The sequence below is a fragment of the Xinfangfangia pollutisoli genome (assembly GCF_020179405.1).
Taxonomy (GTDB): domain Bacteria; phylum Pseudomonadota; class Alphaproteobacteria; order Rhodobacterales; family Rhodobacteraceae; genus Pseudogemmobacter; species Pseudogemmobacter pollutisoli.
On record NZ_JAICBZ010000009.1, the window covers coordinates 1 to 23,178 of the forward strand.

The 23,178-nt window shown below is 64.0% G+C and carries 20 protein-coding genes; 7 read left to right on the forward strand and 13 right to left on the reverse strand.

Annotated elements, in window-relative coordinates; translation table 11 throughout:
- Positions 1 to 72: 72 nt before the first annotated feature.
- The 4 genes from K1Y73_RS05225 to K1Y73_RS05240 all read right to left on the reverse strand — a co-directional run bounded on the left by K1Y73_RS05225 (position 73) and on the right by K1Y73_RS05240 (position 4,227).
- A complete protein-coding gene (locus tag K1Y73_RS05225; protein ID WP_225026980.1) occupies positions 73 to 1,281 on the reverse strand; it encodes a Fic family protein in 1,209 nt (402 codons plus the stop codon).
- Between the two features lie 180 nt (positions 1,282 to 1,461).
- A complete protein-coding gene (locus tag K1Y73_RS05230; protein WP_225026981.1) occupies positions 1,462 to 3,012 on the reverse strand; it encodes a relaxase family protein in 1,551 nt (516 codons plus the stop codon).
- Positions 3,006 to 3,323, reverse strand: a complete 318-nt coding sequence (locus K1Y73_RS05235) for a plasmid mobilization protein (RefSeq protein ID WP_225026982.1) — start codon at positions 3,321 to 3,323, stop codon at positions 3,006 to 3,008. Before K1Y73_RS05235 ends, K1Y73_RS05230 begins: the two co-directional genes overlap by 7 nt.
- Positions 3,324 to 3,456: 133 nt before the next feature.
- Entirely contained in the window at positions 3,457 to 4,227 is a 771-nt protein-coding gene (locus tag K1Y73_RS05240) for a helix-turn-helix domain-containing protein (RefSeq protein WP_225026983.1), read from the reverse strand.
- 224 nt (positions 4,228 to 4,451) lie between these two features.
- Between K1Y73_RS05240 and K1Y73_RS05245 the strand changes: the two genes are divergently transcribed.
- Positions 4,452 to 4,790, forward strand: a complete 339-nt coding sequence (locus tag K1Y73_RS05245; protein WP_225026984.1) for a hypothetical protein — start codon at positions 4,452 to 4,454, stop codon at positions 4,788 to 4,790.
- 294 nt (positions 4,791 to 5,084) lie between these two features.
- Here K1Y73_RS05245 and K1Y73_RS05250 read toward each other — a convergent pair whose 3' ends face one another.
- Positions 5,085 to 5,771 carry a hypothetical protein gene (locus K1Y73_RS05250; RefSeq protein WP_225026986.1) on the reverse strand — a complete coding sequence of 229 codons (687 nt, stop codon included), beginning with the start codon at positions 5,769 to 5,771 and terminating at the stop codon, positions 5,085 to 5,087.
- Here K1Y73_RS05250 and K1Y73_RS05255 point away from each other — a divergent pair.
- Positions 5,770 to 5,994 carry a hypothetical protein gene (locus K1Y73_RS05255; RefSeq protein ID WP_225026987.1) on the forward strand — a complete coding sequence of 75 codons (225 nt, stop codon included), beginning with the start codon at positions 5,770 to 5,772 and terminating at the stop codon, positions 5,992 to 5,994. The two genes, K1Y73_RS05250 and K1Y73_RS05255, sit on opposite strands and share 2 nt — an antisense overlap.
- Positions 5,995 to 6,296: 302 nt before the next feature.
- Here the strand turns inward: K1Y73_RS05255 and K1Y73_RS05260 are convergent, their stop codons facing one another.
- From K1Y73_RS05260 to K1Y73_RS05295, 8 genes are all read right to left on the reverse strand, one after another.
- Positions 6,297 to 7,238, reverse strand: coding sequence for a LysR family transcriptional regulator (locus tag K1Y73_RS05260; RefSeq protein ID WP_225026988.1), 942 nt, complete (start codon positions 7,236 to 7,238; stop codon positions 6,297 to 6,299).
- A 67-nt stretch (positions 7,239 to 7,305) separates the two neighbouring features.
- Entirely contained in the window at positions 7,306 to 8,760 is a 1,455-nt protein-coding gene (locus tag K1Y73_RS05265) for an amidohydrolase (RefSeq protein ID WP_225026989.1), read from the reverse strand.
- A 77-nt stretch (positions 8,761 to 8,837) separates the two neighbouring features.
- Positions 8,838 to 10,382, reverse strand: coding sequence for an ABC transporter substrate-binding protein (locus tag K1Y73_RS05270; protein WP_225026991.1), 1,545 nt, complete (start codon positions 10,380 to 10,382; stop codon positions 8,838 to 8,840).
- A 79-nt stretch (positions 10,383 to 10,461) separates the two neighbouring features.
- Positions 10,462 to 12,096, reverse strand: coding sequence for a dipeptide ABC transporter ATP-binding protein (locus tag K1Y73_RS05275; protein ID WP_225026993.1), 1,635 nt, complete (start codon positions 12,094 to 12,096; stop codon positions 10,462 to 10,464).
- Positions 12,096 to 12,914 carry an ABC transporter permease gene (locus K1Y73_RS05280; RefSeq protein WP_225026994.1) on the reverse strand — a complete coding sequence of 273 codons (819 nt, stop codon included), beginning with the start codon at positions 12,912 to 12,914 and terminating at the stop codon, positions 12,096 to 12,098. The genes K1Y73_RS05275 and K1Y73_RS05280 overlap by 1 nt, the downstream gene beginning before the upstream one ends.
- The gene (locus K1Y73_RS05285; protein ID WP_225026995.1) at positions 12,911 to 13,855 is read right to left on the reverse strand and encodes an ABC transporter permease; all 945 of its coding nucleotides are present in this window, start codon (positions 13,853 to 13,855) and stop codon (positions 12,911 to 12,913) included. The genes K1Y73_RS05280 and K1Y73_RS05285 overlap by 4 nt, the downstream gene beginning before the upstream one ends.
- A gap of 2 nt (positions 13,856 to 13,857) precedes the next feature.
- The gene (locus K1Y73_RS05290; protein ID WP_225026996.1) at positions 13,858 to 14,799 is read right to left on the reverse strand and encodes an alpha/beta fold hydrolase; all 942 of its coding nucleotides are present in this window, start codon (positions 14,797 to 14,799) and stop codon (positions 13,858 to 13,860) included.
- On the reverse strand, positions 14,789 to 15,679 hold the full coding sequence (locus K1Y73_RS05295) for an alpha/beta fold hydrolase (protein ID WP_225026997.1): 891 nt from the start codon (positions 15,677 to 15,679) through the stop codon (positions 14,789 to 14,791). Before K1Y73_RS05295 ends, K1Y73_RS05290 begins: the two co-directional genes overlap by 11 nt.
- An 841-nt stretch (positions 15,680 to 16,520) precedes the next feature.
- Between K1Y73_RS05295 and K1Y73_RS05300 the strand changes: the two genes are divergently transcribed.
- From K1Y73_RS05300 to K1Y73_RS05320, 5 genes are all read left to right on the forward strand, one after another.
- Positions 16,521 to 18,584 (forward strand): bifunctional DNA primase/polymerase, encoded by a 2,064-nt coding sequence (locus tag K1Y73_RS05300; RefSeq protein ID WP_225026998.1) that lies wholly within the window; start codon positions 16,521 to 16,523, stop codon positions 18,582 to 18,584.
- Positions 18,585 to 18,929: 345 nt separating this feature from the next.
- Positions 18,930 to 19,406, forward strand: coding sequence for a DNA packaging protein (locus tag K1Y73_RS05305; protein ID WP_225026999.1), 477 nt, complete (start codon positions 18,930 to 18,932; stop codon positions 19,404 to 19,406).
- Positions 19,393 to 21,165: a phage terminase large subunit family protein gene (locus K1Y73_RS05310; RefSeq protein ID WP_225027000.1), complete on the forward strand. Its 1,773-nt coding sequence runs from the start codon at positions 19,393 to 19,395 to the stop codon at positions 21,163 to 21,165. The genes K1Y73_RS05305 and K1Y73_RS05310 overlap by 14 nt, the downstream gene beginning before the upstream one ends.
- Before the next feature lies 1 nt (position 21,166).
- On the forward strand, positions 21,167 to 22,222 hold the full coding sequence (locus tag K1Y73_RS05315; protein WP_225027002.1) for a hypothetical protein: 1,056 nt from the start codon (positions 21,167 to 21,169) through the stop codon (positions 22,220 to 22,222).
- A gap of 406 nt (positions 22,223 to 22,628) precedes the next feature.
- Positions 22,629 to 23,177, forward strand: coding sequence for a hypothetical protein (locus K1Y73_RS05320; RefSeq protein WP_225027004.1), 549 nt, complete (start codon positions 22,629 to 22,631; stop codon positions 23,175 to 23,177).
- Position 23,178 lies beyond the last annotated feature (1 nt).

A 23,178-nucleotide genomic window follows, 5' to 3' on the forward strand; every position in this document is an offset into this window, starting at 1 on the left:
GCATCACACCCGCCCAGAAACTGAAGATGGCTGCCTGAAGTCTACTGCTGCACCCCGTTAAAACGGGGAGGATTACCAAGTCAACTGTTCCGGGAAGAGCCCCGGCATCCAGTCGCTCGCCAGCCTAGCCGGAAAGCTCATCCGCAAAGGCGCCCGTTGAGTGTCCGACTTCAGCGCCCCTGCCGCCAGCAGTTCCGCCGTGACCTTTCGCGTCTGACGATCGCTGACGCCGAGAAGGCTGGGCAGCGCCCCGCGTTCGACCTCGCCAGACATCAGCGCCTCGCGCATGACGATATCTGCGCCCTTGGTCAGCGTCCCCTTGGCCATCTCGCCTTTGCACCAGGTCATGATCCGCTCGCGCAGGCGTTGCGGTTGCATCAAGGATTCCATAAAGCGGACCTGATCGATGCAGGCTTCAAGGAAGAAGGTCGCGAATTCGGCGAGGCGCTGTTCAGAGAGGTTGCCTCGGCCGTCAGCGCCGCCGTGGCGCGGTTCGTCAGCGGCCATGAGACGTTGCTTGTATTCGGTGTCCCGGCGAGCAAGGCCCCGCGCGGCGGACCAGAGGCCATCGGAGCCGACGGTGTCGCGCAGCATTGCGTGGGCGACCATGCGCGAGACGCGGCCGTTCAGGTCGATGAAGGGGTGGACCCAGACAAGGCGATGGTGGGCGCAGGCTGTGGCGATGATCGCGCCGCTTCGGCCCTGCAGCCCGTACATCTTGCGCATGTGCGCCAGAAGGCGCGGCACGGCGCCGGGGCTGGGGGCGACATGCTTGCCGACCTGGACAAAGTCCGTTCGGAATTCGCCGGGGACAATCGGGATCTCGGTGCCGTTTGGTTTGTGCACGACGAGTAGTTTCGGGGGCAGGTTCTGGCAGAAACGACGGTGGATTTCCCGCAGGCTTTCGGGCGCAAGCGGGTGGTCGGTCAGGCCGCCCTTGTCGATCCAACGCTGCACCTCGATGTGAGCGACGGCCTCAAGCTGCAGGTTCCGTTTCTCGGCATCGGCGCTGAAATCCTTGTTCAGGGCACGCTCGATGTCGATCGGGTGGGTGTTGTGACCCTCGATCAGGTTCGAATAGTAGCAGTTCATCGACCGGACGAGGTCGGCAAGCGGCGCGCGGATGCCTTCGGGCATGGATGATCGCAGCGCTGACGACTGGCTGGCCAGTTCGACGGCGAGATCGTTCAGCGGGGGCCTATACTTTGACGCTTCCTCGGGGATCAGCGGCTCGACGATGGTGATCGCTTCGCCCTTGTCTGCTACAGTATCGGTCGACATGCTGCTCCTAGATGCAAGGCCCGGCGGCCCTGTTAGAGTTCCGGTTCGTGTTCCAGGCTCGGCGAGGAGCTTAGCGCACTTAACGTCAATAAAATAGGGAAAAAATCTGCAGCCAGATCGCAGGCATGGCCCGATCTGTTCCGCTGGAAGTTCCGTTTCAAGTTCCGTTTCCTGCCCCCGCTACAGCTCATGCCCCCAGTCCCGTTCTCTCAGCGCCGCCTCAGCCGTTCTTCGGCGGCCTTCGCTTGCTTCAAGCTCTCGCTCAGCTGCCTGTCGATCGCCCCCAAGTTCGCGGCTTCGCTCAGCAAACCACGCAAGGCCGTCATGGACTCGATCTGCGACTGAATGAGCAGCGAGACGCAGTCGGCCAAGCCATCCATCCTCAGCCCCATCCGGTTGGTCGAGCGTGCTTCCAAGGCGCGCAAGGCCTGCGCTGAGGTTTCGGAGGCTGTCGACAACCGTTCGACGTAGCCAAGCAATTCGCGCTCCAGCGCTGTCAGGGGTGTCTGCATTCATTTCTCCTTTATCTGAATGCACAACACCGATCCCTGATCGCTGATCGCGCATGTCTGAATACTCGCCCGTTCCGGGTCGGTCAGAAGGTAGGTCGTCCCGCCCTGGTCGATCCGCTGCAGGCCAAGGCGCGTCAGCTCCGACTTCGACAGCATCGCGCTCCAGAACCAGCTCAGCACGAGCAGCGCCGTGATCGCGGCGGTTGCGGTCGCCAGTAGGATCACCGGCGCCAAGGTCAGCCAGCGCGTGATCCGGTTCTGAAAGCTCTGCATCGTGCCCGAGGTCGCGTGCAGAAACATGCGGGTATCGGCCTCGATTGTATCGCGCGCGTGCGTCGCAATGGCTGTCAAATCGCCCCTGAAGCTCTGCAGCTGGGATGCCATCAAGGCGGCGTTCTCGTGCCGCAGGGCTTCCAGATCCGCGTTCAGCCTCTCGCTGAGCCGCGGGGTCGGCTTTCCAGTCGTCATGGAAGATGTCTCCTTTCAGTCGCCAGCGTTCGCCCGTGTTGGGGTCCTGGACGGTGACGTATTCCTTGCCAGCACGCGGGACGGTGAAGCCAACATCGGTCATCAGCGCGACCATGCTGGCGCGGTCGGTTATGGTGCCGACAGAAATCTCGTCGAGGATCCAGCTCTGGACCTCCTCGCGGGTCTTGGCACGCTGTGGGGTTTCAAGGGTGGGCTGCACCTCCTGGGCGCGGTGGGCGTCCATCGGGTCCGCCCAGCCGTGTGCCTGGTTCATTAGGTCGCGAAAGGAGTCGAAGGCGGTCTGATAACCGGGCGGGGCGATGTTCAGGCTGCGGCCAGAGGACAGATCGAGGCGCGGGGTGCAGAAGTGCAGCTCGACGCGGCCCTCGTGGCTGTGGCGGACCCAGAGGATGTCGAACTGCTCGGGGTCGAGGCCCGCGAAGGCGAGCTTTTCGAAGCCGTCCATGACCTCGGCCTGCTGCGCCTCGGTCGGGGCGTCGTCGGAAGCGAAGCTGATGACGCCGGCGCGGTAGGTCCAGGCATGGAGGCTGGCATCGATCAGCGCCTCGGTCCGGTCGGGGCTGCCCCGCAGGACTTCGGGGCGCGGGTCGCGGATCGTGTGCGTTGGCAGGCCAGCCTCATCGCGGATCAGGTCGCGGTTGGCGTCGTAGGCCAGCACCTGATCGGCGATCAGGTAGCCGACGGGGTCGGAGCCGCGCCCCTGGCCGTTGGGGAAGAACTTGATCAGCATTCGCGGCCCTGGGCGAGGAGCTGGGCAAGCTGACGCTCGACGGACAGAAGGCGGCGCGCGACTTCGACTGCGTCGATCGTGGGGGCGAGGCCAGCGGCATGGGCGCGGTTCAGCCAACGGGCGATCTGGTTGAGGTTGCCGCCGATGCGCCCGACGGCCAGCACAAGCGCCGGATCGACACGCGGGGCGGGCTTGCGGCGGCGGGCATCTGTGCGGCCAAGGGCCTCGCGCAGGAGGGTCGCCACCGGGACGCCCGCTGCTTCGGCCTTTTGCCGAAGCTCGGCCTTCTCGGCCGCCGTGCAGCGGAACACGAAGGTGTCCGTCAGTGCCGGCTTTTCGCGGGCAGCGCCCGCGCCGGTGGGGTTCGAAGGGGAGGCTTGCCACCCCTCGCAAGGCCCCGTGTCAGCAGCGCCAGCGTATGACACGGGTCGCCTTGCTCCCTGCTCATCCCGCATGACGCTGCTCCATCTGCCCGGCTTCCTTCCCGGCAAGACAGCGCAGCTGTCGCACCTGCTCCCGCCATTCCGGGCTTCCCCTTGGGGCGGGGCTTCGGGCTGGAACCCAGAAGCCGCGATGGGGGCCGTTCACAGCCAAGGGCAGACTTCGATCGAGTGTGGCCAGCCCCTCCTGCGCCAGTCGGTCATTCCAGTCGCGGGCAAAGCAGATGCCCTGCGGCACGAAGACCAGCGCCGATGGCGGGGCGTTCTGGGCCGGGGCTGTGTCGGATTGCCCTTTCCCGGGCAAATCCGGCGCGGCAGCGGCCGTTCTTGGTTTAAGTTCCTTTTCTCTGTTCGGGGGGCGTTCCTGTCCCCCTTTTCCGGACAGATATGCCCCCTCGGGCGGACAGGATTGTCCCCCTTTCGCCCGTGAAAGGGGGACGATCTTGTCCCCCTCCCGCCGCCGCTGCGTGGCGCGCCGCAGGGCATCTTCGGTGGGGCGATAGCGCGAGGCATTGCCGCGATTGGTGCCGCGCACGACCGTCAGGTGACGCGCCATCTCGGGCTTGTTCAGGGCGCGCTTCACCGATTTCGCGTGCCGCCCAAGCGCCGTGCCGATCGTCTCAAACGACGGATGGCATTCGCCGGTGTCATGGTCGGCATGGGTCAGCGCCAGATAGGCGGCGACGCGGAAGGCGTTGTCGTCCAGCGACTGGTCGAGGACGAGGTCGAGAAGGTACTGCAGCTTGACCTGGCAGAAAGGCAGAATGTCAGACATGCAGGCCCCCGGTGATTGCGCCGGAGTCCGCGCTTTGGTATCCTGTCAGGACTGTGACTTCGAATGTGCCGTCGAGGTGGGTGGCCGCCCCCTCGACGGTTTTTCTTTGCCCCGGATCGCCCGAAAACCGGTTTGACAATCGCCCCTTAAGTGCTTGATTTCCCGTAGGGGGTTTGACAGGAAAACGCCGCGCAACCGGTTGATTTCCCGCGCCGGTGGACGGCTTGAAAATCCGCGTGTCGCTGGTTCGATTCCGGCTCTGGGCACCACTTAAATCCCCTCAGAAGTTCCAAGATGTACCTGTCGGACAGCGCGGGCTGCATGCGTACAGCGTGACGCTGAAGTTCCAGTTGAAACGTCGTTCCGTTGAGATCGAGCAGCGTCTTGACAACAGCACCGCCGCTTTTGGCGAGAAACTCCGGGACGCATTAGATCTACCTGATCTTGATCAGGTTTCAGACTGGGTTCGTCCCGGAGCCGCCCGCGCGGCTTTCCGGTCGACGCTGACCGGGGCAGAGACCCTTCGGCCCCCCGAGCCGCTGCACCCGTCACGCCGATCGTAGCGCGCAATCCTATCATATTCTAAGACGAATGCTGGATCACCCAAGCGCCGTTGAAAAAGCGAAGTTTCTACTTCTTGTGTCGAAAGGTGACGAAGCAATAGGCTTGCGAGACATTTGGATTCTGTATTCTTACGATGACAATGAAGTCACCGTTCACGGGTTCAAACTCGCTGATGTCTGACAAATCGCAGCAAGATCGTTTCCGTGAAGCCGCCCGCGAAGTCGGCGCGGACGAGTCCGACGATGCGCTTGACCGGATCATGCGTAAGCTGGACCTGAAGAAGAAGCCGGAAGCTACGCCCCCGGCCACAGAGCCGCAATCATCTGACAAGCAGCGGTAAGATCGTTCACGCGCCGGGTGTTGGAGTTTGGCGCGATGAAAACCTCCCCGTGCTGCACGTCGATGGACATGCAGAGCTTGTTCGCTGGCTTGAGGTCTGTAGGAATGTTCTGATCGACGTGCAGCCTGACCATCGTCGCGACGTACAGCCCCATCTGCTTGCGCTTCTCGATTGCCGCTTCGGTCGACGCATCGTCCTGCGTCATGCGAAGCAGAGCAGCGCCGATACTGTCCTTGGCGTATACCAGCATGTCCGCATATACCGACACCTCCACCCCGGCCAGAACCAGCTTCCCTTGCTTGGACGGTGCAGGGCCGAAGTTGTAGGTCGAAAGCTGGTTCTGCATGCCCTGGATTGCATGCAACACCTCGATGGACTTCGCCGCGTCGTCTCTGCGTAGGGTGCTTTCCGACATATCGGCAACCCGCTGCTGGAACATTTGCTCGGCAGTAACGAGGGGATTCAGTTTCTTAGCAGGATCGGTAAGATAGGTCGTGATCGCCGGCCTGGCGTCCTTGTATCGGATGATGGGCGGGATGATCGGGGTCTTGGCCCGCTTCACGATCCCCAACTGGGCGGTGGTGGACGAGACCATAAACAGGGCAAGGTCATTTGCTGAAATTCTGGGAGGGTTAGGCATGGATGACTTCCTCGCGACAAAATCAATTGGGAATGGACGCAACCTGCATATCGCGAGTCTGGCAAAGCACACAATTGAAGATTGTGGCGCTGCGCACATGGGGTACGAGGGTTACTTCGTCTTCGAGGCGTCAGACTTGCCGGACAGAAGCGGGATAACGATCTTCGGCAAGGCCGCGTCCTATGAGGCCGCGCTTGCCTTGGCGGATATCATTGCCGCTTAGCTGGGTACGGGAAGTATAATATCGCCGAACTTATCGCCGGGGTGTTCGCGGCGAACCGCAACATCAAAGAAATTCAAACCCAAATGCAGGAAAACTTTATCATGTTGCGTTTCACGAGGGCGCAATACAGATGGTATAAGGGTTCCGAGTTCCAATATTATGACATGAAACCGCCCAAGGATACTGACCTTGTAAAGTGGCATAGCAAAGGCGGTTTCACTGTCCTCGACTAGCCAGATTGGGAAGGCCGCCTTGCGCAGGCTTTCCCCGAAAGGGGCAGGCCATTGCCCCGCAGGTCACGCTCAGCTCTCTTCCGGGGTCTTCGACAGAAACCGGCAGAGATGCTCGCCAAAGACGCGGGCGGCGCCGCTCATGCTTTTGCCGCGCAGATGGATGTAGCTGAAGATATAGTCGTGTTCCGTGCCGTCAATCGCGCGCCAGCCGACATTCGTGCGCCCGCCGCGCACGACATAGCCCGGGAAGATCGCAACGCCGACACCGGCGCTGGCCAGCGCCACCGCCGTGTTGATCATCGTCACGCTCAGGACGTGGCGGTCATCAAGATGGCCGAGCTTCTCGATCACCCCGGTGATGTGGCCGACGCCGAACTTGCTGCGCAGACCGATGCGCGGATATTGCGCGATCTGCTCCCAGGTGACGCGGCCATATTGCTCCAGCGGATGGCCATGGGGAAAGCAGACGATCATCGATTCCCGCACCACCGCAATCTCGGTCACGGCCAGTTCGGCCGGCAATTCGTGGTTCTGGTCGGGCAATCCGCCGATCAGGCCGACATCGCTTGTTCCATTGGCGATATGCTCGACCATCTGCTTGCGGGTCTGGCAATCGTAAAGCGAGAAATGGATGCTGGGATTGGCCTGGATGAAGCCGCCCACCACCGGCGCCACGATCTGCGTCGACATGTTCGAGGCCGAACAGATGCGCAATTCGCCGCGCGTTCCCTGGGCAAGGTTGCGCAGCTGGCCCAGGGACTGCTCGAATTGCTGCAACATGGCGCTGGCAGAGGTCGCGAAGGCGCGGCCCTCGGCGGTCAGTTCCAGCCGGCGGGTCGAGCGGTCCAGCAGCCGCACGCCCAGCCTGTGTTCAAGCTCGGCGATGCGCTTGCTGACCGCCGATTGGGTGATGTTCAGCTGCCCCGCGGCCCCGGTGAAAGATCCCGTCCGCACCAGGGCCACGAAGGCCATCAGGTCGCGGGTCGAGATGTTTTCCTTCAGATTGATCAAGGCTGGTTCCGGGGGATGGGGCACCGACAGGGGGTGCGGCGCCCCATTCTAGTTTACCTGCGGCCGATCAGGCAACTTCGTGCGGCGGCTGCGGCGTCACGTTCTCGGGGATCGGCGAAATATAGGGCCTGCCGCCGCGCCGGCGCCGCCATTCGGCCTTGGCGGCCTCCATCTGCGCGGGGTTCATCAGCAACTCGGCCGCGCCGGCTGCCATGGTCTTGGCGGCATGAACCATCGCCTTGTGGGCCGCCGGGCTTTTGCCTTGGGCGACGACCTGCCAGGAATGGCCCGGCGTGCCCAGGGCCCAGGTCGCGGTCCAGCATTGCGCCGTGGGAGTCACCCAGCTGACATCGCCGACATCCGTCGAGCCGGCGCGGAAATGCGGCCCGCCTTCGTACCGGCGCACGCCCGTGTGCAGCGGCGTGTCCCGGTCGACGCGATTGTGCACCGCATCGTCGGTGAAGTGGTACAGCTTGATGCAGGCGTCGATGGCATTGGGCGGGAAGGTCTTCTGCAATTCCCGGGCATAGGCCTGATCGGCCTCGTCGAACGGGATCGGCCCCAGCTCCATCAGCTTGTTGTGCAGAACGCTTTCCATCACCGGGTTGGGGATCAGATTGGACGAGCCGCGCTCGACCGTGATCTCGACCTCGGTTCCGGTCATCAGCGCCGCGCCGCGGGCCACGTCATGCAGCCGTTCGGCAACCTCCAGCGCTTCGGCCAGATCCGGCGCGCGCACGTAATACAGCGTCTCGGCGGCCGCCTGCACGACATTGGGCGAGCTGCCGCCGCCATTGGTGATGGCATAATGCATGCGCACATCGGGGCCGACATGTTCGCGCAGGAAGTTGGTGCCGACATGCAGAAGCGCCATGGCATCCACCGCGCTGCGGCCAAGATGGGCCGAGTGGCTGGCATGGGCCGAGCGGCCGCGGAATTTGTAGTAGATCCCGGTGACCGCAAGATTTTCATTCGAACGCGCCCCGGTGATCGGGGCCGGATGCCAGGTGAAGGCAACGTCGACATCGTCGAAAAGCCCCTCGCGGACCATGAAGGCCTTGCCCGAGCCACCCTCTTCGCCGGGGCAGCCATAGTAGCGCACCCGCACCGGAACGTTGGTTTCGCGGGCGACATCCGCAAGCGTGGTCGCGGCCAGCATCGAGCCCGCGCCCAGAAGATTGTGGCCGCAGCCATGCCCGGTCGCGCCGGCCTTGAGCGGCTTCGGTTCAAGCGCGCCCGCTTCCTGGCTCATCGCCGCCAGGGCATCGAATTCGCCCAGAAAGGCGATGACCGGGCCCGACTCGCCCTTTTCGGCGACGAAAGCGGTCTCGATGCCTGCAAGATGGCGGCGGACCTTGAAGCCGTGTTTCTCGAGCACCGCAATCTGCGCCGCTGCCGAGCGATGTTCGATGAAACGCAGTTCGGCATGCGCCCAGATCTCGTCGCTGACCTGGATGAAATCGTCGCGCAGCCGTTCGGCCGTCGCGGCCACCAGCGCGGTCGCGTTTTGCTTCTCAGACATTGGAAACCCATGAGTATCTTGAAGAGGTACTCGCGCCGCCGCAGTCGGTCGGCGCGAGCAGGATCAGCGGCCGGGTCTTAGTCCAGCGAGACGTTCCACAGCCGCGGATAGCTTTCCCAGACCGGCATGCCGGTCATCGATTTGGGGGCCAGCCAGTTGTAGACCATGTTGTAGATGAAGACCGAGGGCATCTCTTCCATCATCAGCTTGTGCATCTCATCGAAGATCTCCTGCCGTTTGGCCGGGTCGGTCTCGGTGTAGGAGCGGTCCATCAATTCGATGGCGCGCGGGTCTTCCCACATCCTGCTCGGATCCTTGTCCTTGTCCCCGATGAAGAACGTATAGGTGAAGGACGGATCGAAGCGCGGGGTGACCGAGACCGAGGAAATCTGGCCCACGCCTTCGCGGCGCTGGTCGGTCTGAATGGCGAAGTCCAGCACCTCGATCTGGGCATTGATGCCGACGGCCTGCAGCATGGCCTGCGCCGCGATGGCGGCGGCATAGCTGGGCACGTTGCTGCGGCGGTTGGCCTTGATGGTGATGGGCTCGCCCTTGTAGCCCGCGGCCTGAAGGCGGGCGCGCGCGCTTTCCGGATTGTAGGCCGGGCGCTGCGCCTGCACGTCCGAATACCAGGACGAGCCGACCGGGATCAGCGACATGTTCGGCGTGCCGGTCCCGTTCGAGGCCATGGCGACCAGTTGGTCCAGGTCGATGGCTTCGGCGATGGCGCGGCGGATTTCGACATTGTCCATGGGCGCGTTGCGCGTCTGGAAATACAGGATGTTATGCCCGCCCGTCGGCACGCTCAGCAGTTGCAGCGTCGGGTGATCGCGGAATTCGTCGATCTGTTCGGCCGAGATCGAGCCGAAATGGATCGCCCCGGTACGGATGCCGGCAATCACCGTCGCGCCATCGGGCACCACCATGTAGCGCAGGAAATCGACCTTCGGGTCCTTGTTGCCGACAAGACCGTCCGAGGTGCCGTCATTCGGCGGCGACACATAGTCGGTGAAGGCTTCAAGCTGGAAATATTCGCCCTTGCGCCATTCCTGCCATTTGAACGGACCCGTGCCGATCGGGAACTGGAACGTGCCATCGGCGCCGACGCTGTCGGGATGCATGATCGCCGTCTGGCCACATTCGGGCCGCGCCAGCAGCGCCAGGAAGACCGGCGAGGGCGCGTCGATCGTCATCACCACGGTCTTGGGATCGGGCGTTTCGACCGAGGTCACATTGACGACGCGCGATCCGTCGAAATCGGTCCGGCAGGACCATTGCGTGGCCGGGTCCATATAGCGCTTCCAGCTCCACAGGAATTCGGCCGAGGTGACCGGCGCGCCATTGTGGAATTTCAGGCCGTCCCGCAGGGTGAAGGTGAACCGGGTGAAGTCGTCGGAAACCTCGACACGTTCGGCCAGCATCGGCGCAATCGACATGTCATTGCGGGCCCCGACCAGGCCTTCCAGGATGTGCATCAGCACGCCATCGGAATTGCCGTCGCGGTTCACGCCCGGATCATTGGTGCGCAGATCGGCATTCAGCGACACGTTCAGCGTCGTCTGTGCCTCTGCGGCGCCGATCAGCGCCAGACTGGCCACCCCGGCCATCAGCAGATGTTTCATTCAAACCTCCTTGGCCTGCGGCCCTTTGTTCTGGTTTCGCGGTCTGCCGGGGCGGGCCCCGGCGGATTTCTTGGGTCGGCTAGTGACCGCCGACATCGCGCGTGCGCATCTCGATCCCCCCGCCAGAGGCCAGCACCAGGGCCGGGATCGCCGACAGCAATTTGCGGGTGTAGGCGTGCTGGGGCCGGTCGAAGACCTCGTCGCGGCTGCCCTGCTCGACGATTTCGCCGTGCTGCATGACGATGACCCGGTCCGCCACCTGTTCCACCACGCCAAGGTCGTGGCTGATGAACAGGCAGGAAAAGCCGTGCCGCTTCTGAAGCTGGGCGAAAAGATCCAGCACCTGGGCGCGCACCGTCACATCCAGCGCCGAGACGGGTTCATCGGCGATCAGGAAGCGGGGATTGCGGATCAGGGCACGGGCAATCGCGACGCGCTGACGCTGCCCGCCCGACAATTCATGCGGGAAACGGTCCAGGAAGGCCGTCCCCAGGCCCACCTCGTCCAGGATCGCCGCCACACGATCGCGCTTCTGCGGGCGGGAAAGACCCGGCTCGTGGCGCAGGGGCTCGGCCACCAGCGCGGCGATCTTCATGCGCGGATCCAGCGAGGAATAGGGGTCCTGAAACACCATCTGGCTGTTGGTCCGCCATTCGGCATAGCCCGGCGCGCCGCGGATCACCGGCTTGCCGTCATAGAGAAGGCGGCCGGATGTGGCCGGGACCAGCCCCGCAATCACATTGCCAAGCGTCGTCTTGCCCGAGCCCGATCCGCCGACCACCGCCACAACCTCGTTGGGTTGCACCGCGATATCGACGCCCTTCAGCGCGCGCTTGGGCTGGCTGCGGCGGAACAGCCTTTGCTGTCCGCCATAGTCGACGACCAGGCCTTCCACGGCGATGACCGGCGTCGTGGTCCGGTCCACCGCACGGGCCGGGCCGCGCCAGGGGATCGCGGCAAGCAGCTTGCGCGTATAGTCGTGCTGCGGCCGGGCCAGGATGTCGCGGGCGGGGCCTTGCTCGACCAGTTCGCCAGAGCGCATCACCAGAATGCGGTCGGCGTAATGGGCGACCATGGGCAGGTCGTGGCTGATCAGCAGCACCGCGGTATTGGCGCTGCGGGTCAGTTCGACCATCAGCTCCATCACGTCGCGCTGGACCACCGCGTCAAGCGCCGTCGTCGGCTCGTCGGCGATCAGAAGCGCGGGCTCCAGCAGCATGACCGAGGCCAGCATGATCCGCTGGCGCATGCCGCCCGAGAATTCATGCGGATAGGCGCGCATCGCATGCGCGACATCCTGGATGCCGACGCGGCGCAGCATGGTGGCGACCTTCGCAAGCCGCTCTTCCTGCGACATCTTGCGATGCAGCTCCAGCCCTTCCAGCAATTGCCGGCCGATGGTCAGCGACGGGTTGAGGCTGGTCATGGGTTCCTGGAACACCATGCCGATCTCGCTGCCGCGGATCTTGCGCTTCTCGCGGTCGGGCAGGGCGAAGATGTCCCGGCCCTTGAACAGGCTTTCACCGGCGCGGCGGCGGATGGCCTTGTGGGTCAGGTCCATGACCGCGCGGGCCACCTGGGTCTTGCCAGAGCCGGATTCGCCGACAATGGCCACGATCTCTCCGGGTTCGACGCGCAACGACACGTCGTTGACGATGACCGAATGGGTGCGGGCGACTTCCAGCGTCAGATTGCGGATTTCAAGGAGCGACATCAGACGGCTCCCCGCATCTGAGGATCAAGCCGGTCGCGAAGCGCATCGCCCAGCAGGTTGATTCCCAGCAGCGTCAACGAGATGCAAAGACCCGGGAAGATCGCAAGCCACGAGGCCTGCTCGATGAAGGGCCGGCCGGCCGCCAGCATGTTGCCCCAGGTCGGGGCCGGCGGGGGCACGCCCAGGCCCAGGAAGGACAGCGCGCTTTCCGACAACAGCGTCCAGCCGAACATCGAAGTGGCAAGCACGATCAGCGGCGCCAGGCAATTGGGCAGCACATGGCGCATCATGGTGTAGATCTCGCTGTTGCTCATGGTGCGCGAGGCACGGATGAATTCGCGCTCGCGCAGCGACATCACCGCACCGCGGATCACGCGCGCCACCGACGGTGTATAGGCCAGGCCAAGGGCGACGATGATGCCGTATTGATTGGCGCCGAACACGCTAAGCAGGCCAAGCGCCAGCAGCATGCCTGGAAAGGCCAGAAGCGCATCGTTGAAGGTCATGATGATGCGGTCGACGAGGCCGCGGTTGTAGCCGCTGACAAGGCCGATCGTGGTGCCCAGCAGGACGGCAAGGCCCACCGTCATCAGCGCGATCGACACGCTGGTCGAGGCGCCCATCATCAGCCGGCTGACAATGTCGCGGCCGAATTCGTCGGTGCCCAGCAGGAATTCGGCGGAAGGCGCCTGCAGGCGGGCCGCGAAGTTAAGTTTCAGCGGATCATGCGGCATCCAGAATGTCTGGAGCGCGGCGACGCCGAACAGCAGACCAATCAGCACCCCGCCGATCAGCGCATTGGGGGCAAAGCGCCTCATTGAGTCATCACCTTGGGATCAAAGAAGGAATAGAGAAGGTCGATGAACAGGTTCACCAGGATGTAGATGAAGGCGATGAACAGCATGCAGCCCTGGATGACGGGGTAGTCGCGGGCATAGATCGCATCGACCATCAGACGGCCCAGCCCGGGTATGGTGAACACCGTCTCGATCACCGCAATGCCGCTCAGGAGATTGCCCAGGATCAGCCCCAGCAGGGTCAGCGTCGGGCCGAAGGCATTCTTGAACGTGTGGCGCCACAGGATCGCGCCTTCCGACAGGCCCTTGGCGCGTGCATGGGTGATGTAGTCCAGCCGAAGCACTTCAAGGGTCGAGGCCCGCGACATGCGGATGATCGTGCCGATCTCGTGCAGCAGAAGCGTCAGGATGGGCAGGATCAGATACAGCAGCCCGCCCACGAAATCGGTGCGGACCGAGACATAGCCCACGACCGGCAACCAGCCCAGATGCAGGCCGAAGACCAGAAGGAACAGCAGGCCAAGCCAGAAGGTCGGGATGGACAGAAGCAGGGTCGCGACCGAGATCAGCCCCACGTCCACGACGCTGTTCTGCCGCGCCGCCGCCAGGATGCCGGCCGGCACCGCGATCAGGGTCGCCAGGATCACCGCCGGAATGACGACCTGCACGCTGACCAGGAATTTCTGGATGATCAGCGGCAGCACCGGCTCGCCGACCCAGATCGAGGTGCCGAAATCCCCCGACAGGACCTTGAAGAACCAGATGCGGAACTGGGTCAGGACCGATTGGTCAAGGCCCAGCTGCGCGCGCAACTCGGCCAGCGCCGCCGCGTCGCCATGGTCGCCCAGCAGCAGCGCCGCCGGATCGCCCGGCACCAGCCGGATCAGGAAGAACACGGTCACGCTGACGATCAGCAGCGTGGGGATCGCCGACAGGATGCGGCCAAGAACGAAGCGCAGCATCCTTAGCCCACCCGCTTGGCAGGCGGACGGGCGCGCGTGGCGGCGGCCAGAGCCTTGGCCTGTGCCACGAACGAGGTCACCGCGCGGGCAAAGGCCGCCGGTTGTTCCCAATGCGGGAAATGCCCGGCCGCGTTGAGCACGCGCAATTCGGTGTCGCGCTGGCGCACCGCCAGCAATTCCATCAGGTAGCGCGCATTCTCGAAGGGCGCGATGGGATCGTTGAAGCCCCAGACGATAAGCGTGGGGCAGGGCAGCCCCTCGGCATGGATGATCCGGTGCAGCGCCGCGCGCTGCGCGTTCCACTGGCCGACCTGCTGGCGCAGATACAGTTCTTCATCGGCCATGACCGCGATCGCGGCGCGCGTCTTGTCCAGACCGGCGACAGCGGTTGCCTCATCCATCCAGGCGTCGGTGACGGCCAGATGCGACTGGCAGGCGCGTTCGTAATGCCAGCGCAGGCTGGCCGAGGACAGAAGCGGCAGCAAGGGATCCGACAGCACGATGCCGCGCCGGTCGGAGCCCGGGGTCAGCGAATTGGCCGAGACCAGGGTGACGCTGGCCACAAGATCGGGATGCGCGCAGGCCAACTGGGCCGCGACAAAGGCACCCTCGTCATGGCCGACCAGGTGATAGGGGCCGCTGCCAAGCGATTGCAGGAAGGCCAGGGTATGGGCGACGCTGGCCGCATGGCCATAGCCCGCGGACGTGGCGGGATTGGCGGTGTGCCCCTGCCCAAGCCGGTCCAGCGCCACGGTATGGAACTTTGCCGCAAAGGCGCCGAAGACGCTGCCCCACATCAGCGAGGACGCCACCTCGGTCGGCGCACCCGCATGTCCGTTGTGCAGCAGCACGACCGTCTCGCCAGAGCCCGCGCTGTAGAAGCGGGTTTCGATCTCGTCCAGAACCGTTGTCCGGGCAAAGGATTGCATTGCTTCAAATCCCATCGTCGGCCGCCTCAAGATGATTTCCAAGTACGCGCATGAAGGGTTCGAAGCGCTCGCGATAGGCCGAATGGCCGGATTGGTTCACCACATGCATCGAGACGCGGGGCTGATGCCGGGCGATCAGCGCGAACAGGTCATAGCCCATCTGGATGGGTGCCGTGGGGTCGTTGAAGGCCCAGATGATCTGCACGCGCCGCTTCAGCGGTTCATGCTTCAGACGCATGAACAGCTCTTCGCGCGCCTTCAGCAGGCCGGGAAGATAGTGCTTCACCCGATAGCCGCCAGGCCCCATGCGCTGGATGGCGGCGCGGATTTTCGGCGTGGCAAGGATATCCAGCTTCTTCTGCGCCAGCTCGCGCGACAGGGTTTCGGGCGAGAAGTAGTAAAGATTGGTGGTGAATTCCATCGCCTCGATGCTGCCGGGCGGATGGGGATTGCGCAGGTGGATGCCTTCGTTGCGCGCGCCGCCCGGCGCCACCGTGTTGCTGTCGCCGATCGTCAGCGAGGCGACAAGGTCGGGGCGCTCCAGCGTGGTGCGGGTGACGACATAGCCGCCCCGCGACTGTCCGACCAGGTGGTAGGGGCCGGCATTCATCACTTCCAGGAAGCGGATGAAATGCTTGACCGAGCCGTCCATCGTCCAGCCCTCGATATCGTCAAGGGGCGGGTTGTCGGTGTAGCCATGCCCGAGCCGGTCGACGGAAATCGCCCGGCGCGTCGGCGCGCAGGCTTCGACCAGCGGCAGGAAGTCGTCGGCGCTTGAGGCAGAGCTTGCATCGCCGATGGTGCCGCCATGGACAAAGACAACTGGCAGGCTTCCGTGACCGGCTTCGATATAGCGGGTGCGGATGCCATCGACGTCGACGAAGTGGGTCTGCATGGGGGCTCCTGAATGGTTTGTGCACGTTCTGTGACGTAGGATCGGTAGTCAAAGGAATTGATTCGATTAATTCATTCCTGTTTGGAATTTGCAGGCGATAACATGATGTTGATGGGGGATTCGTGGGGATTGGCGGTGTTCGACCGGGCATTTCCAGCGCCGTCCGGTTCCTGATCCGGGCGAGAAACCGGGGCGGGAAGGCGGCGCGGCACGATCTGCGCAACGGGTTACGCCTTTGGCGACCCTACGGCAGGCGGCGCAGGCGGTTGTTTGAACGGGCGCCCCCACCCTCCGGATGACGGAGAATTGCCCCCCCGATTCGGCGGTGAAGCCCGGATACGAAAGACGGGATCAGGGGGCCGAGGCGGGGCGGTTCAACGGCTCATCGCAGGGGCTGCGCAGGGCATCTGGCCGTGGCGGGACGCAGCCATCACGCAGGGAAGCGCCGCGCGTTCCGAAGGCCCGATGCAGAGGCGCGCCGCGCCACGGGCAAAGCCAACCACGGACGTCTCGGTCCCCAGTCGCGGCAGAAGCTGCGCGGTACCGCCAACATTCCGAAAACGGCGACCCGCCGCTGCAGCCTGCGCGGGCACGAGGAAAAACCTCATGCATTCCAGTATCTTGGCGGGGAAAGTGGCAGCCCGTAGGGGGCTGCGGAAAGTCTGAAAAATCAACAGGTTAAGGCCGGTGGGACATTGGCGCTTTCCTGTAGGTTTCCAAGGTTTTCTAGGATTTTTGTCCCACCATTTCAGCGGCCTAGCAGACAGGTTGAACGCAAACCGCCGCCCCGAGTGCCATCGGGGCGGCGGCCTGAATCTGCATACGCTTGAAGGGAGCGAAAATGCACCACAATCATACAGGAATCCCGACCCCCGAACAAGCTGTTGCGGCGCTGGTCGGTGATGGAAACCCCAATCTTTCCTGCGCCTTGGGTCTTGCCAAGCGGGGCCTTCCGGTCTTCCCGGCCGGGCCGGACAAGCGGCCGCTGGTGAAGGACTGGCAGGCCCGCGCGACGGCCGATCCGGGGGCAATCCGGCGCTGGTGGCGGCGCTGGCCCGATGCCATGCCCGCGCTGCCCATGGGCCGCCGATCCGGGCTGGCCGTGCTGGACGTGGACCGGAAGAACGGCAAGGACGGCATGGCCGCCCTGCGCAAGCTGGGGCACGATCCGGCCGCCCTGTCCCCCGTGACCATCGCCACGCCATCGGGCGGCCTGCACGCCTATTTTCGCTGGCCAGAGGGCATGGGCAACAGCCCGGCCGGGATGCCCGCTGGCGTGGACGTGCGGGCCGCTGGCGGTTACGTCATCGCGCCGGGGGCCAGAGGCCCCATGGGCCGTTATAGGGCCAAGGGCGACGATCTGGTGGACCTGCTGCTGGTCGGGCCGGAAATGCTGCCCGAGTGGCCCGAGGCCCTGCGCCCGCGCGCCAGATCGGCCGATGATGCGCCGCCAGCCGAGCCCGGCCAGATCGCCCTAGAGACGCTGCGCGCCGCGCTGCTGGCCGTTCCAAATGACGGATCGAACCCTGACTCCGACTCGCGCGACTGGTGGCTGACCATCGGCGCGGGCCTGCACTATGAAACGGGCGGATCGGCCGAAGGGCTGGACCTCTGGCTGGACTGGTCGGCCCGCTGGCCCGGCCATGACCCGGAAGCCGCCGAAGCCGTGTGGCAGTCCTTCCGCCGCCGGGACGGCGCGCTGCGCACCGGGGCGACGATCCTTGCCGAAGCCGCGAAACACGGCTGGACCGATACGGGGCGAATCCTGTCGCTCTATGACGATCCCGACGACGATCTGGACGCCATGACGGCCGCGCTGCTGGGCTTTGACGACAAGCCCGCCGAACCGGCGGCCGGTGGCCTGACCTTCCTTTCCCCGGCCGACTGCACCACGGCCACGGCCCGGCGCTATGTCGTCAAGGGGCTGGTGGCCGCTGGCGACGTGGCCGCAATCGTCGGTGCGCCGGGCGTGGGCAAGTCGCTGATCGCCCCCCGGCTTGGCTATGCCGTGGCACAAGGCAGCCCCGCGTTCGGGCTGAAGGTCCGGCAAGGGGGCGTGATGTATGTCGCGGCCGAAGACGAGTCCGGGATGCGCGCCCGTGTCGCGGCACTGCGCGAGGAATACGGCGATGCGCCCGACTTCGCTCTGGTCGGTGGCGTCACAAGCCTGTTCCCGGACGGCGACCACAAGGTATTGCGTGCGGCCGTGAAGGCCCGCCGCCCGGTGCTGATCGTCATTGACACGCTGGCCATGGCCTTCCCCGGCCTGCGCGAGAATGAGGCCGAATCCATGGGCCTTGTCGTGGCCGCCGCCCGTGCCCTGACCAAATGGGGCGCGGCCGTGGTGCTGGTGCATCACGATACAAAGGACGGGGCGCAGGGCCTGCCGCGTGGCCATTCCATCCTGAACGGCGCGCTGGACATGAGCCTGCATCTGACCCGCGACGGCAACGTGGTGCGGGGCCGCCCGACCAAGAACAGGAACGGTTCGGCCGACGTTGATCTGGCCTTCACCATCGCCACCCGAGTCTTGGGGGAGGATGAAGACGGGGACGAAATCCGCGCCGCCTTCGCCCGCGATCTGGAACCGGGCGACGTGGACGCCAAGCCCGCGCGCCTATCACCATCGGCCAAGGCGGCGCTGGACATCTTCCATGAACTGGCCGGGGAAAGCGGGGCTGTCTCTGTGGAGGCATGGCGACAAGCCTGCATCGAATCCCCACGGGTGAACGCTTCCGACAAACCCGACTCCCGGCGGGCTGCCTTCCGGCGGGCGTTCGAGATGCTGGCCCGATCAAATCGACTGATCGAATCCGGGGGCGAAATCCGCCGGGTGAATCCCCACGGGCGGATTGCGGACAGGTTTGACGATGCAGAGGGGGAAACAACCGATGGCAAACTGTAGTCACCGGGCAACGCGACAAGGCGCGACAGTCGCGCGACAATCGCGTCTTGTCGTGTCCGGCAAAGCGGCGGTTGGGCGCGACACGACACGACACCCCCCTATAGGGGTGTCGCGTGTCGCGTCCCCGATGCACCAGTTTGATGGGGTTTCGGGGTGTTCTTGGGACAACCTACCATCGGTTGCGACGGGTCCTTCCCCATGGGGGCCGGTTGCGGGGGGCGCGGAGCCCCGACACTTCATCCCCCACAGAAAATTTTGAATCGGAAAACTGATATGGCCGCTGGTGACATTCCCCCCGACGTTCTCGATCTGCTGGGCTTTTCCCCCCTTGGGGACTCCCCCGTGGTGAAATCCCCCGACGCCGGGATTCCCGCAATCGTCACCCGTGGGGAACTGCGCGCGCTGCTGGGAGTCTCGGAAACCCGGTCCCGTGATCTGGCCGCCCGCGTCTGGGTGAAGGTCGGCCGCGACCGATACGACGCCCGCGCCAGCATCGCGGCGCATGTGGCCGACATGGGCATGGAAGCCAAGCGCAGCGCGACCCCGGAACTGGACGCGGAAAAGCTGCGGCTGGCGCGGGAACAGGCCGACAAACTGGCGCTGGCGAACGCCAAGGCGCGGGGCGATCTGCTGGACGCGGCCGACGTGGCGCGCGAGTGGGCATCTGTCCTGCGCGACGTTCGCGCCGCCGTGCTGGCCGCCCCGTCCCGGATCGGGTCGCGCCTGCCGCATCTGTCGGCCCATGACGTGGGCGAGATCGCCCGCGAACTGGCCGCTGCCCTGTCCGACCTTGCCGAAGGGAAAGCCGATGACCGCGATTGACCGAGTCCGCCGCGATGCCCTGCGCGCGCTGATGCCCCCGCCCGTCCTGCCGCTGGCCGACTGGATCGAGTCCACGATCCATTTCCCGGCGACGGTTTCCGCCCTGCCGGGTCGGGTCCGCCTCTGGGCATATCAGCGGGGCATCTGCGAGGCCATTGACGATCCGGAAATTGAGCGGGTCACTGTGATCAAGTCGGCCCGGATCGGCTACACCAGCCTGTTGACCGGAGTCATCGCGTCCTATGTCGCCAACCAGCCCAGCCCGATCTTGGCCGTTCTGCCGACGCAAGACGACTGCCGCGACTATTCGGTGGGGGACGTGGAAGGCACCTTTGACGCCAGCCCGGCGTTGCGCGGCCTGCTGGACGCGGAAGCCGACGAGTCCGGCCGGTCAACCCTGCTGGCCCGCCGCTTCCCCGGTGGCAGCCTGAAATTTGTGGCCGCCAAGAGCCCCCGCAACTTGCGCCGACACAATGCCCGCGTGTTGCTGCTGGACGAAATAGACGGATTCGAGATCGGGCAGGAAGGCGACCCGATCAAGCTGGCGGAAATGCGCACCTTGGCCTTTCGTGATCGGAAGATCATCGCCGGGTCCACCCCGATCTTTGACCATGGCCCCGTGTCGCGCCTCTATGCGGAATCTGACCAGCGGGTGTTCGAGGTTCCTTGTCCCGAGTGTGGCGACTTCCACGAAATCCGCTGGTCCGAAATCCAGTGGCCCGACGGCCGACCCGAGGAAGCCGCATGGGCCTGTCCCGGCTGCGGCTGCATCATCCCCGAGCGGCACAAGGCCGCCATGGTCAGCCGGGGCCGCTGGCGGGCCACAGCGCCCCATGTGACGGGTCATGCGGGCTTTCGGATCAACGCGCTTGTGAGCCCCCACGCGAACGCCGCGTGGGGCAAGCTGGCGGCCGAGTTCATTCGGGCCAAGGACAACCCGGCCACGCTTCAGACCTTCATCAACCTGACCCTTGGCGAACCATGGCGCGAGACGCAGGACGACTTGGACGAACACGAACTGGCCGCGAAGCGCGAGCCTTTCGGCCTGCCGGATCGTCTGCCGCCTGAAGTGCTGATCGTGACCGCCGGAGTCGATTGCCAAGACGACCGGCTGGAACTGGTCTTCACCGGCCATGGGAAGGGCGATGCCACCTTCATTCTTGCGCATAGCGTCATCTGGGGCGCGGTGGACGCGGAAACGACATGGCTGGAACTTGACGACGCCCTGCGCAGCGTCTGGAAACACCCGGCAGGCGGCGCGCTGCGCGTGGACGCGGCCGTGATCGACTCGGGCGACGGCGGCCACGCTGATCTTGTCCACGCCTTCACCCGGCCGCGCTTTGGGCGGCGCATCGTGTCGGGCAAGGGCGTGCCGGGTTTCGCGCGGCCGTTCATCCAGAGGTCAGGGGCAAAGGGCGCACCGCTGTTCCTGATCGGGGTGGATGCGATCAAGGCCCAACTGTTCCAGCGGCTGGCGCGCGGGTCCGGCTTCCGCTTCAGCGCCGATCTAGAGCCCGTGTTCTTCGAGCAACTGACTTCAGAACGGCGCGTGGTGAAATACTACAAGGGCCAGCCCGTCCGCCGGTTCGAGCGCATCCCCGGCAAGCGGGCAGAGGCGCTTGACGCCGTGGTCTATGCGCTGGCCGCCCGTGGGCTGATCGGGGCTGATCTGGACCGCCGCGAAACGGAAGTCGCCCAAGTGACAGCCCCAGCGAAAGCGGCTACCGTGATCCGGTCCAAGTGGTTGCAGGGGGGATAGAATGCCGACTCTGGGGCGGATCGAAGAAAAGCGGCTGCGAAATATCCCTCTCCAATATAGGGCCGATCACGAATTTTGCTTCCATATACATGATCTGATGGTTGGCCTTCTTGTGGAGATGGAGGCCAAAAGAAGCGGCATGGTCTCCTTCAAGATCGAAACCGAAGAAGACCTGAGCGCCCTTCAGTCGGGGGCACATATACTTGATTTTCTGAGTAGGACGGGCCGAGGGAATCTAGAGAGGCGGGCTGTGGTCAATCACGTGACCGCAGCTTTGTTTTCCGACATGCTTCATTTCGTTTATGAGGGGTTGCTGGCGCTCGAAAAACGAAAATTCTCGGTTAGCCTAAATCTACTTCGTAAGCCATTCAAGGAGAATATGTTAATTGCCGCTCTTGCCTGTGCGGATGAAGAAAAATTCTTCGAGAAGCTGAAGAGTGACGCTAAGAACTTGCTTAATAAAAAAGAACTTGATCCGGCAAGAATCATTCAAGTTATCGAGTCTGCGAAACAAAGGTGTAGGGGTTCTGCGTTCGCAAATTCCGATCAAATCTATTCTATCGCTTTTGATCGAAAAAATATTGATGGCCTTGCTCCGCTGTTCGACAAGGCGACTCATTTGGTAACTGAGAACCAGCAGATTGCCACCGAGGACTACAACCTAAATTTCATCTTCAAGAACCCCGAAGACAATGATATTTACTCGTCAATTTACCGGAAGCTGTCGGTTCTGCTTCTATTCTGCCATGTGATGCAGGTAGAGTTGGTTGGGCGGACGGGGTTGAAGAAGAAGGGCTATCTTGATTGGCTTCTTTTTACCGCTATCGGCTCGTACGAGTCATTGTTTGCCGCTGGTCGCTCCAATACGGCAGCGATGATAAACAAGGAGTTCAAGCAATTCCTGAATTGTCCGGCTTGCGGCGATGATATTTCGATTAGGAAGGCAGACCTTGCCAAATTCCTTATTTGCGAGATTGCGGATTGCAAGGCTTGTGGCACATCACACCACTTTCCCGTCGGCTGGCTTCTTTCTCGTATCGACCTGAATATTTCGTAGACGGGTCAAAGTCCAAATCGAGCCCGCAACTTCGCCAGCGCCGTTTCCCGCGCCTCTGGCGCGAGGTCGCGGGGCAGCTTGGCGGCGGCGGCCCGAAAGGCACGGCGGCGCTGACGATCTGACCGCGCGAAGGCGTTCGGGGATCGGTTATCGCGGCCGGGTCCGCCGCCCCCAGCGAGATGCCGGGCGTAGGGAAGAGTCATTGCGTCACCTTTGGGTAAAGTTGCCGGGGGCGGGGGAGATGAGTCCCGCCCCCGGCGGCCGCACAAGGAGGCCGGGGGACACCACTCGCCCCGGCGAAGAACCGCCGGGATCAACCAACCGGCAGCGGAATCAGTAATTACAGATTCTAGTTGCATCGTCAATTACGAATCATGTAGGGTCGGCCCAGATGAAGGAGGCCGCCATGACCCTTGCCACCCTGCGCGAGATGACCGACGCAATCACGACCGTTGAACAGCGGCCGGACACTGAACGGGTGTTCATGCAACTGAAGGGGGCAGCGCAGCGCGGCCTTCTGAAGCACAAGGACACTCACGGGCCGAAGGGGGCGATGCGCTTCCCGCTTGTTGAGGTCGCGCTTGCGCGTGTCCTGATGCGCGCGCTCGACAGCGGCATGTCCGGCGAAGACATGAAAGTCTTCGCAGACGCGCTTCGCGTAGAGGTGCGGCGTGCCCTTCCCGACGGGAAGCACGTCATCTTATCTTTGGACGAGGCCGTGCAGACGATCCGCAAAAAGCGGTGGACCCTCGAAATTGTCCAGTCGCGGGACGAGAAAGGGACGCAGGCCGCTACCATCCTCTGGCTGCCTAACGGCGTCCGCTTCGGAGAGCCTGACCCCATGGACCCCGACGTGTTCATTCCGGGGCGCGTGATTGAAGAGATACGGTTCATTCCGTTCACCGCTCTGGTGCGGCCGATCCTCGACCATCTGATTGCCAAGTCCGGGGCTTGAC

What these genes read in the sequence shown, in the direction of transcription:
- K1Y73_RS05265 (WP_225026989.1), bottom strand. Translation starts at nt 8,760, where the DNA reads ATGTCTGAGAAGCAAAACGCGACCGCGCTGGTGGCCGCGACGGCCGAA.
- K1Y73_RS05275 (WP_225026993.1), bottom strand. Translation starts at nt 12,096, where the DNA reads ATGTCGCTCCTTGAAATCCGCAATCTGACGCTGGAAGTCGCCCGCACC.
- K1Y73_RS05295 (WP_225026997.1), bottom strand. Translation starts at nt 15,679, where the DNA reads ATGCAGACCCACTTCGTCGACGTCGATGGCATCCGCACCCGCTATATC.
- K1Y73_RS05300 (WP_225026998.1), top strand. Translation starts at nt 16,521, where the DNA reads ATGCACCACAATCATACAGGAATCCCGACCCCCGAACAAGCTGTTGCG.
- K1Y73_RS05240 (WP_225026983.1), bottom strand. Translation starts at nt 4,227, where the DNA reads ATGTCTGACATTCTGCCTTTCTGCCAGGTCAAGCTGCAGTACCTTCTC.
- K1Y73_RS05320 (WP_225027004.1), top strand. Translation starts at nt 22,629, where the DNA reads ATGACCCTTGCCACCCTGCGCGAGATGACCGACGCAATCACGACCGTT.
- K1Y73_RS05315 (WP_225027002.1), top strand. Translation starts at nt 21,167, where the DNA reads ATGCCGACTCTGGGGCGGATCGAAGAAAAGCGGCTGCGAAATATCCCT.
- K1Y73_RS05280 (WP_225026994.1), bottom strand. Translation starts at nt 12,914, where the DNA reads ATGAGGCGCTTTGCCCCCAATGCGCTGATCGGCGGGGTGCTGATTGGT.
- K1Y73_RS05225 (WP_225026980.1), bottom strand. Translation starts at nt 1,281, where the DNA reads ATGTCGACCGATACTGTAGCAGACAAGGGCGAAGCGATCACCATCGTC.
- K1Y73_RS05285 (WP_225026995.1), bottom strand. Translation starts at nt 13,855, where the DNA reads ATGCTGCGCTTCGTTCTTGGCCGCATCCTGTCGGCGATCCCCACGCTG.
- K1Y73_RS05310 (WP_225027000.1), top strand. Translation starts at nt 19,393, where the DNA reads ATGACCGCGATTGACCGAGTCCGCCGCGATGCCCTGCGCGCGCTGATG.
- K1Y73_RS05250 (WP_225026986.1), bottom strand. Translation starts at nt 5,771, where the DNA reads ATGCCTAACCCTCCCAGAATTTCAGCAAATGACCTTGCCCTGTTTATG.
- K1Y73_RS05270 (WP_225026991.1), bottom strand. Translation starts at nt 10,382, where the DNA reads ATGAAACATCTGCTGATGGCCGGGGTGGCCAGTCTGGCGCTGATCGGC.
- K1Y73_RS05290 (WP_225026996.1), bottom strand. Translation starts at nt 14,799, where the DNA reads ATGGGATTTGAAGCAATGCAATCCTTTGCCCGGACAACGGTTCTGGAC.
- K1Y73_RS05255 (WP_225026987.1), top strand. Translation starts at nt 5,770, where the DNA reads ATGGATGACTTCCTCGCGACAAAATCAATTGGGAATGGACGCAACCTG.
- K1Y73_RS05230 (WP_225026981.1), bottom strand. Translation starts at nt 3,012, where the DNA reads ATGCTGATCAAGTTCTTCCCCAACGGCCAGGGGCGCGGCTCCGACCCC.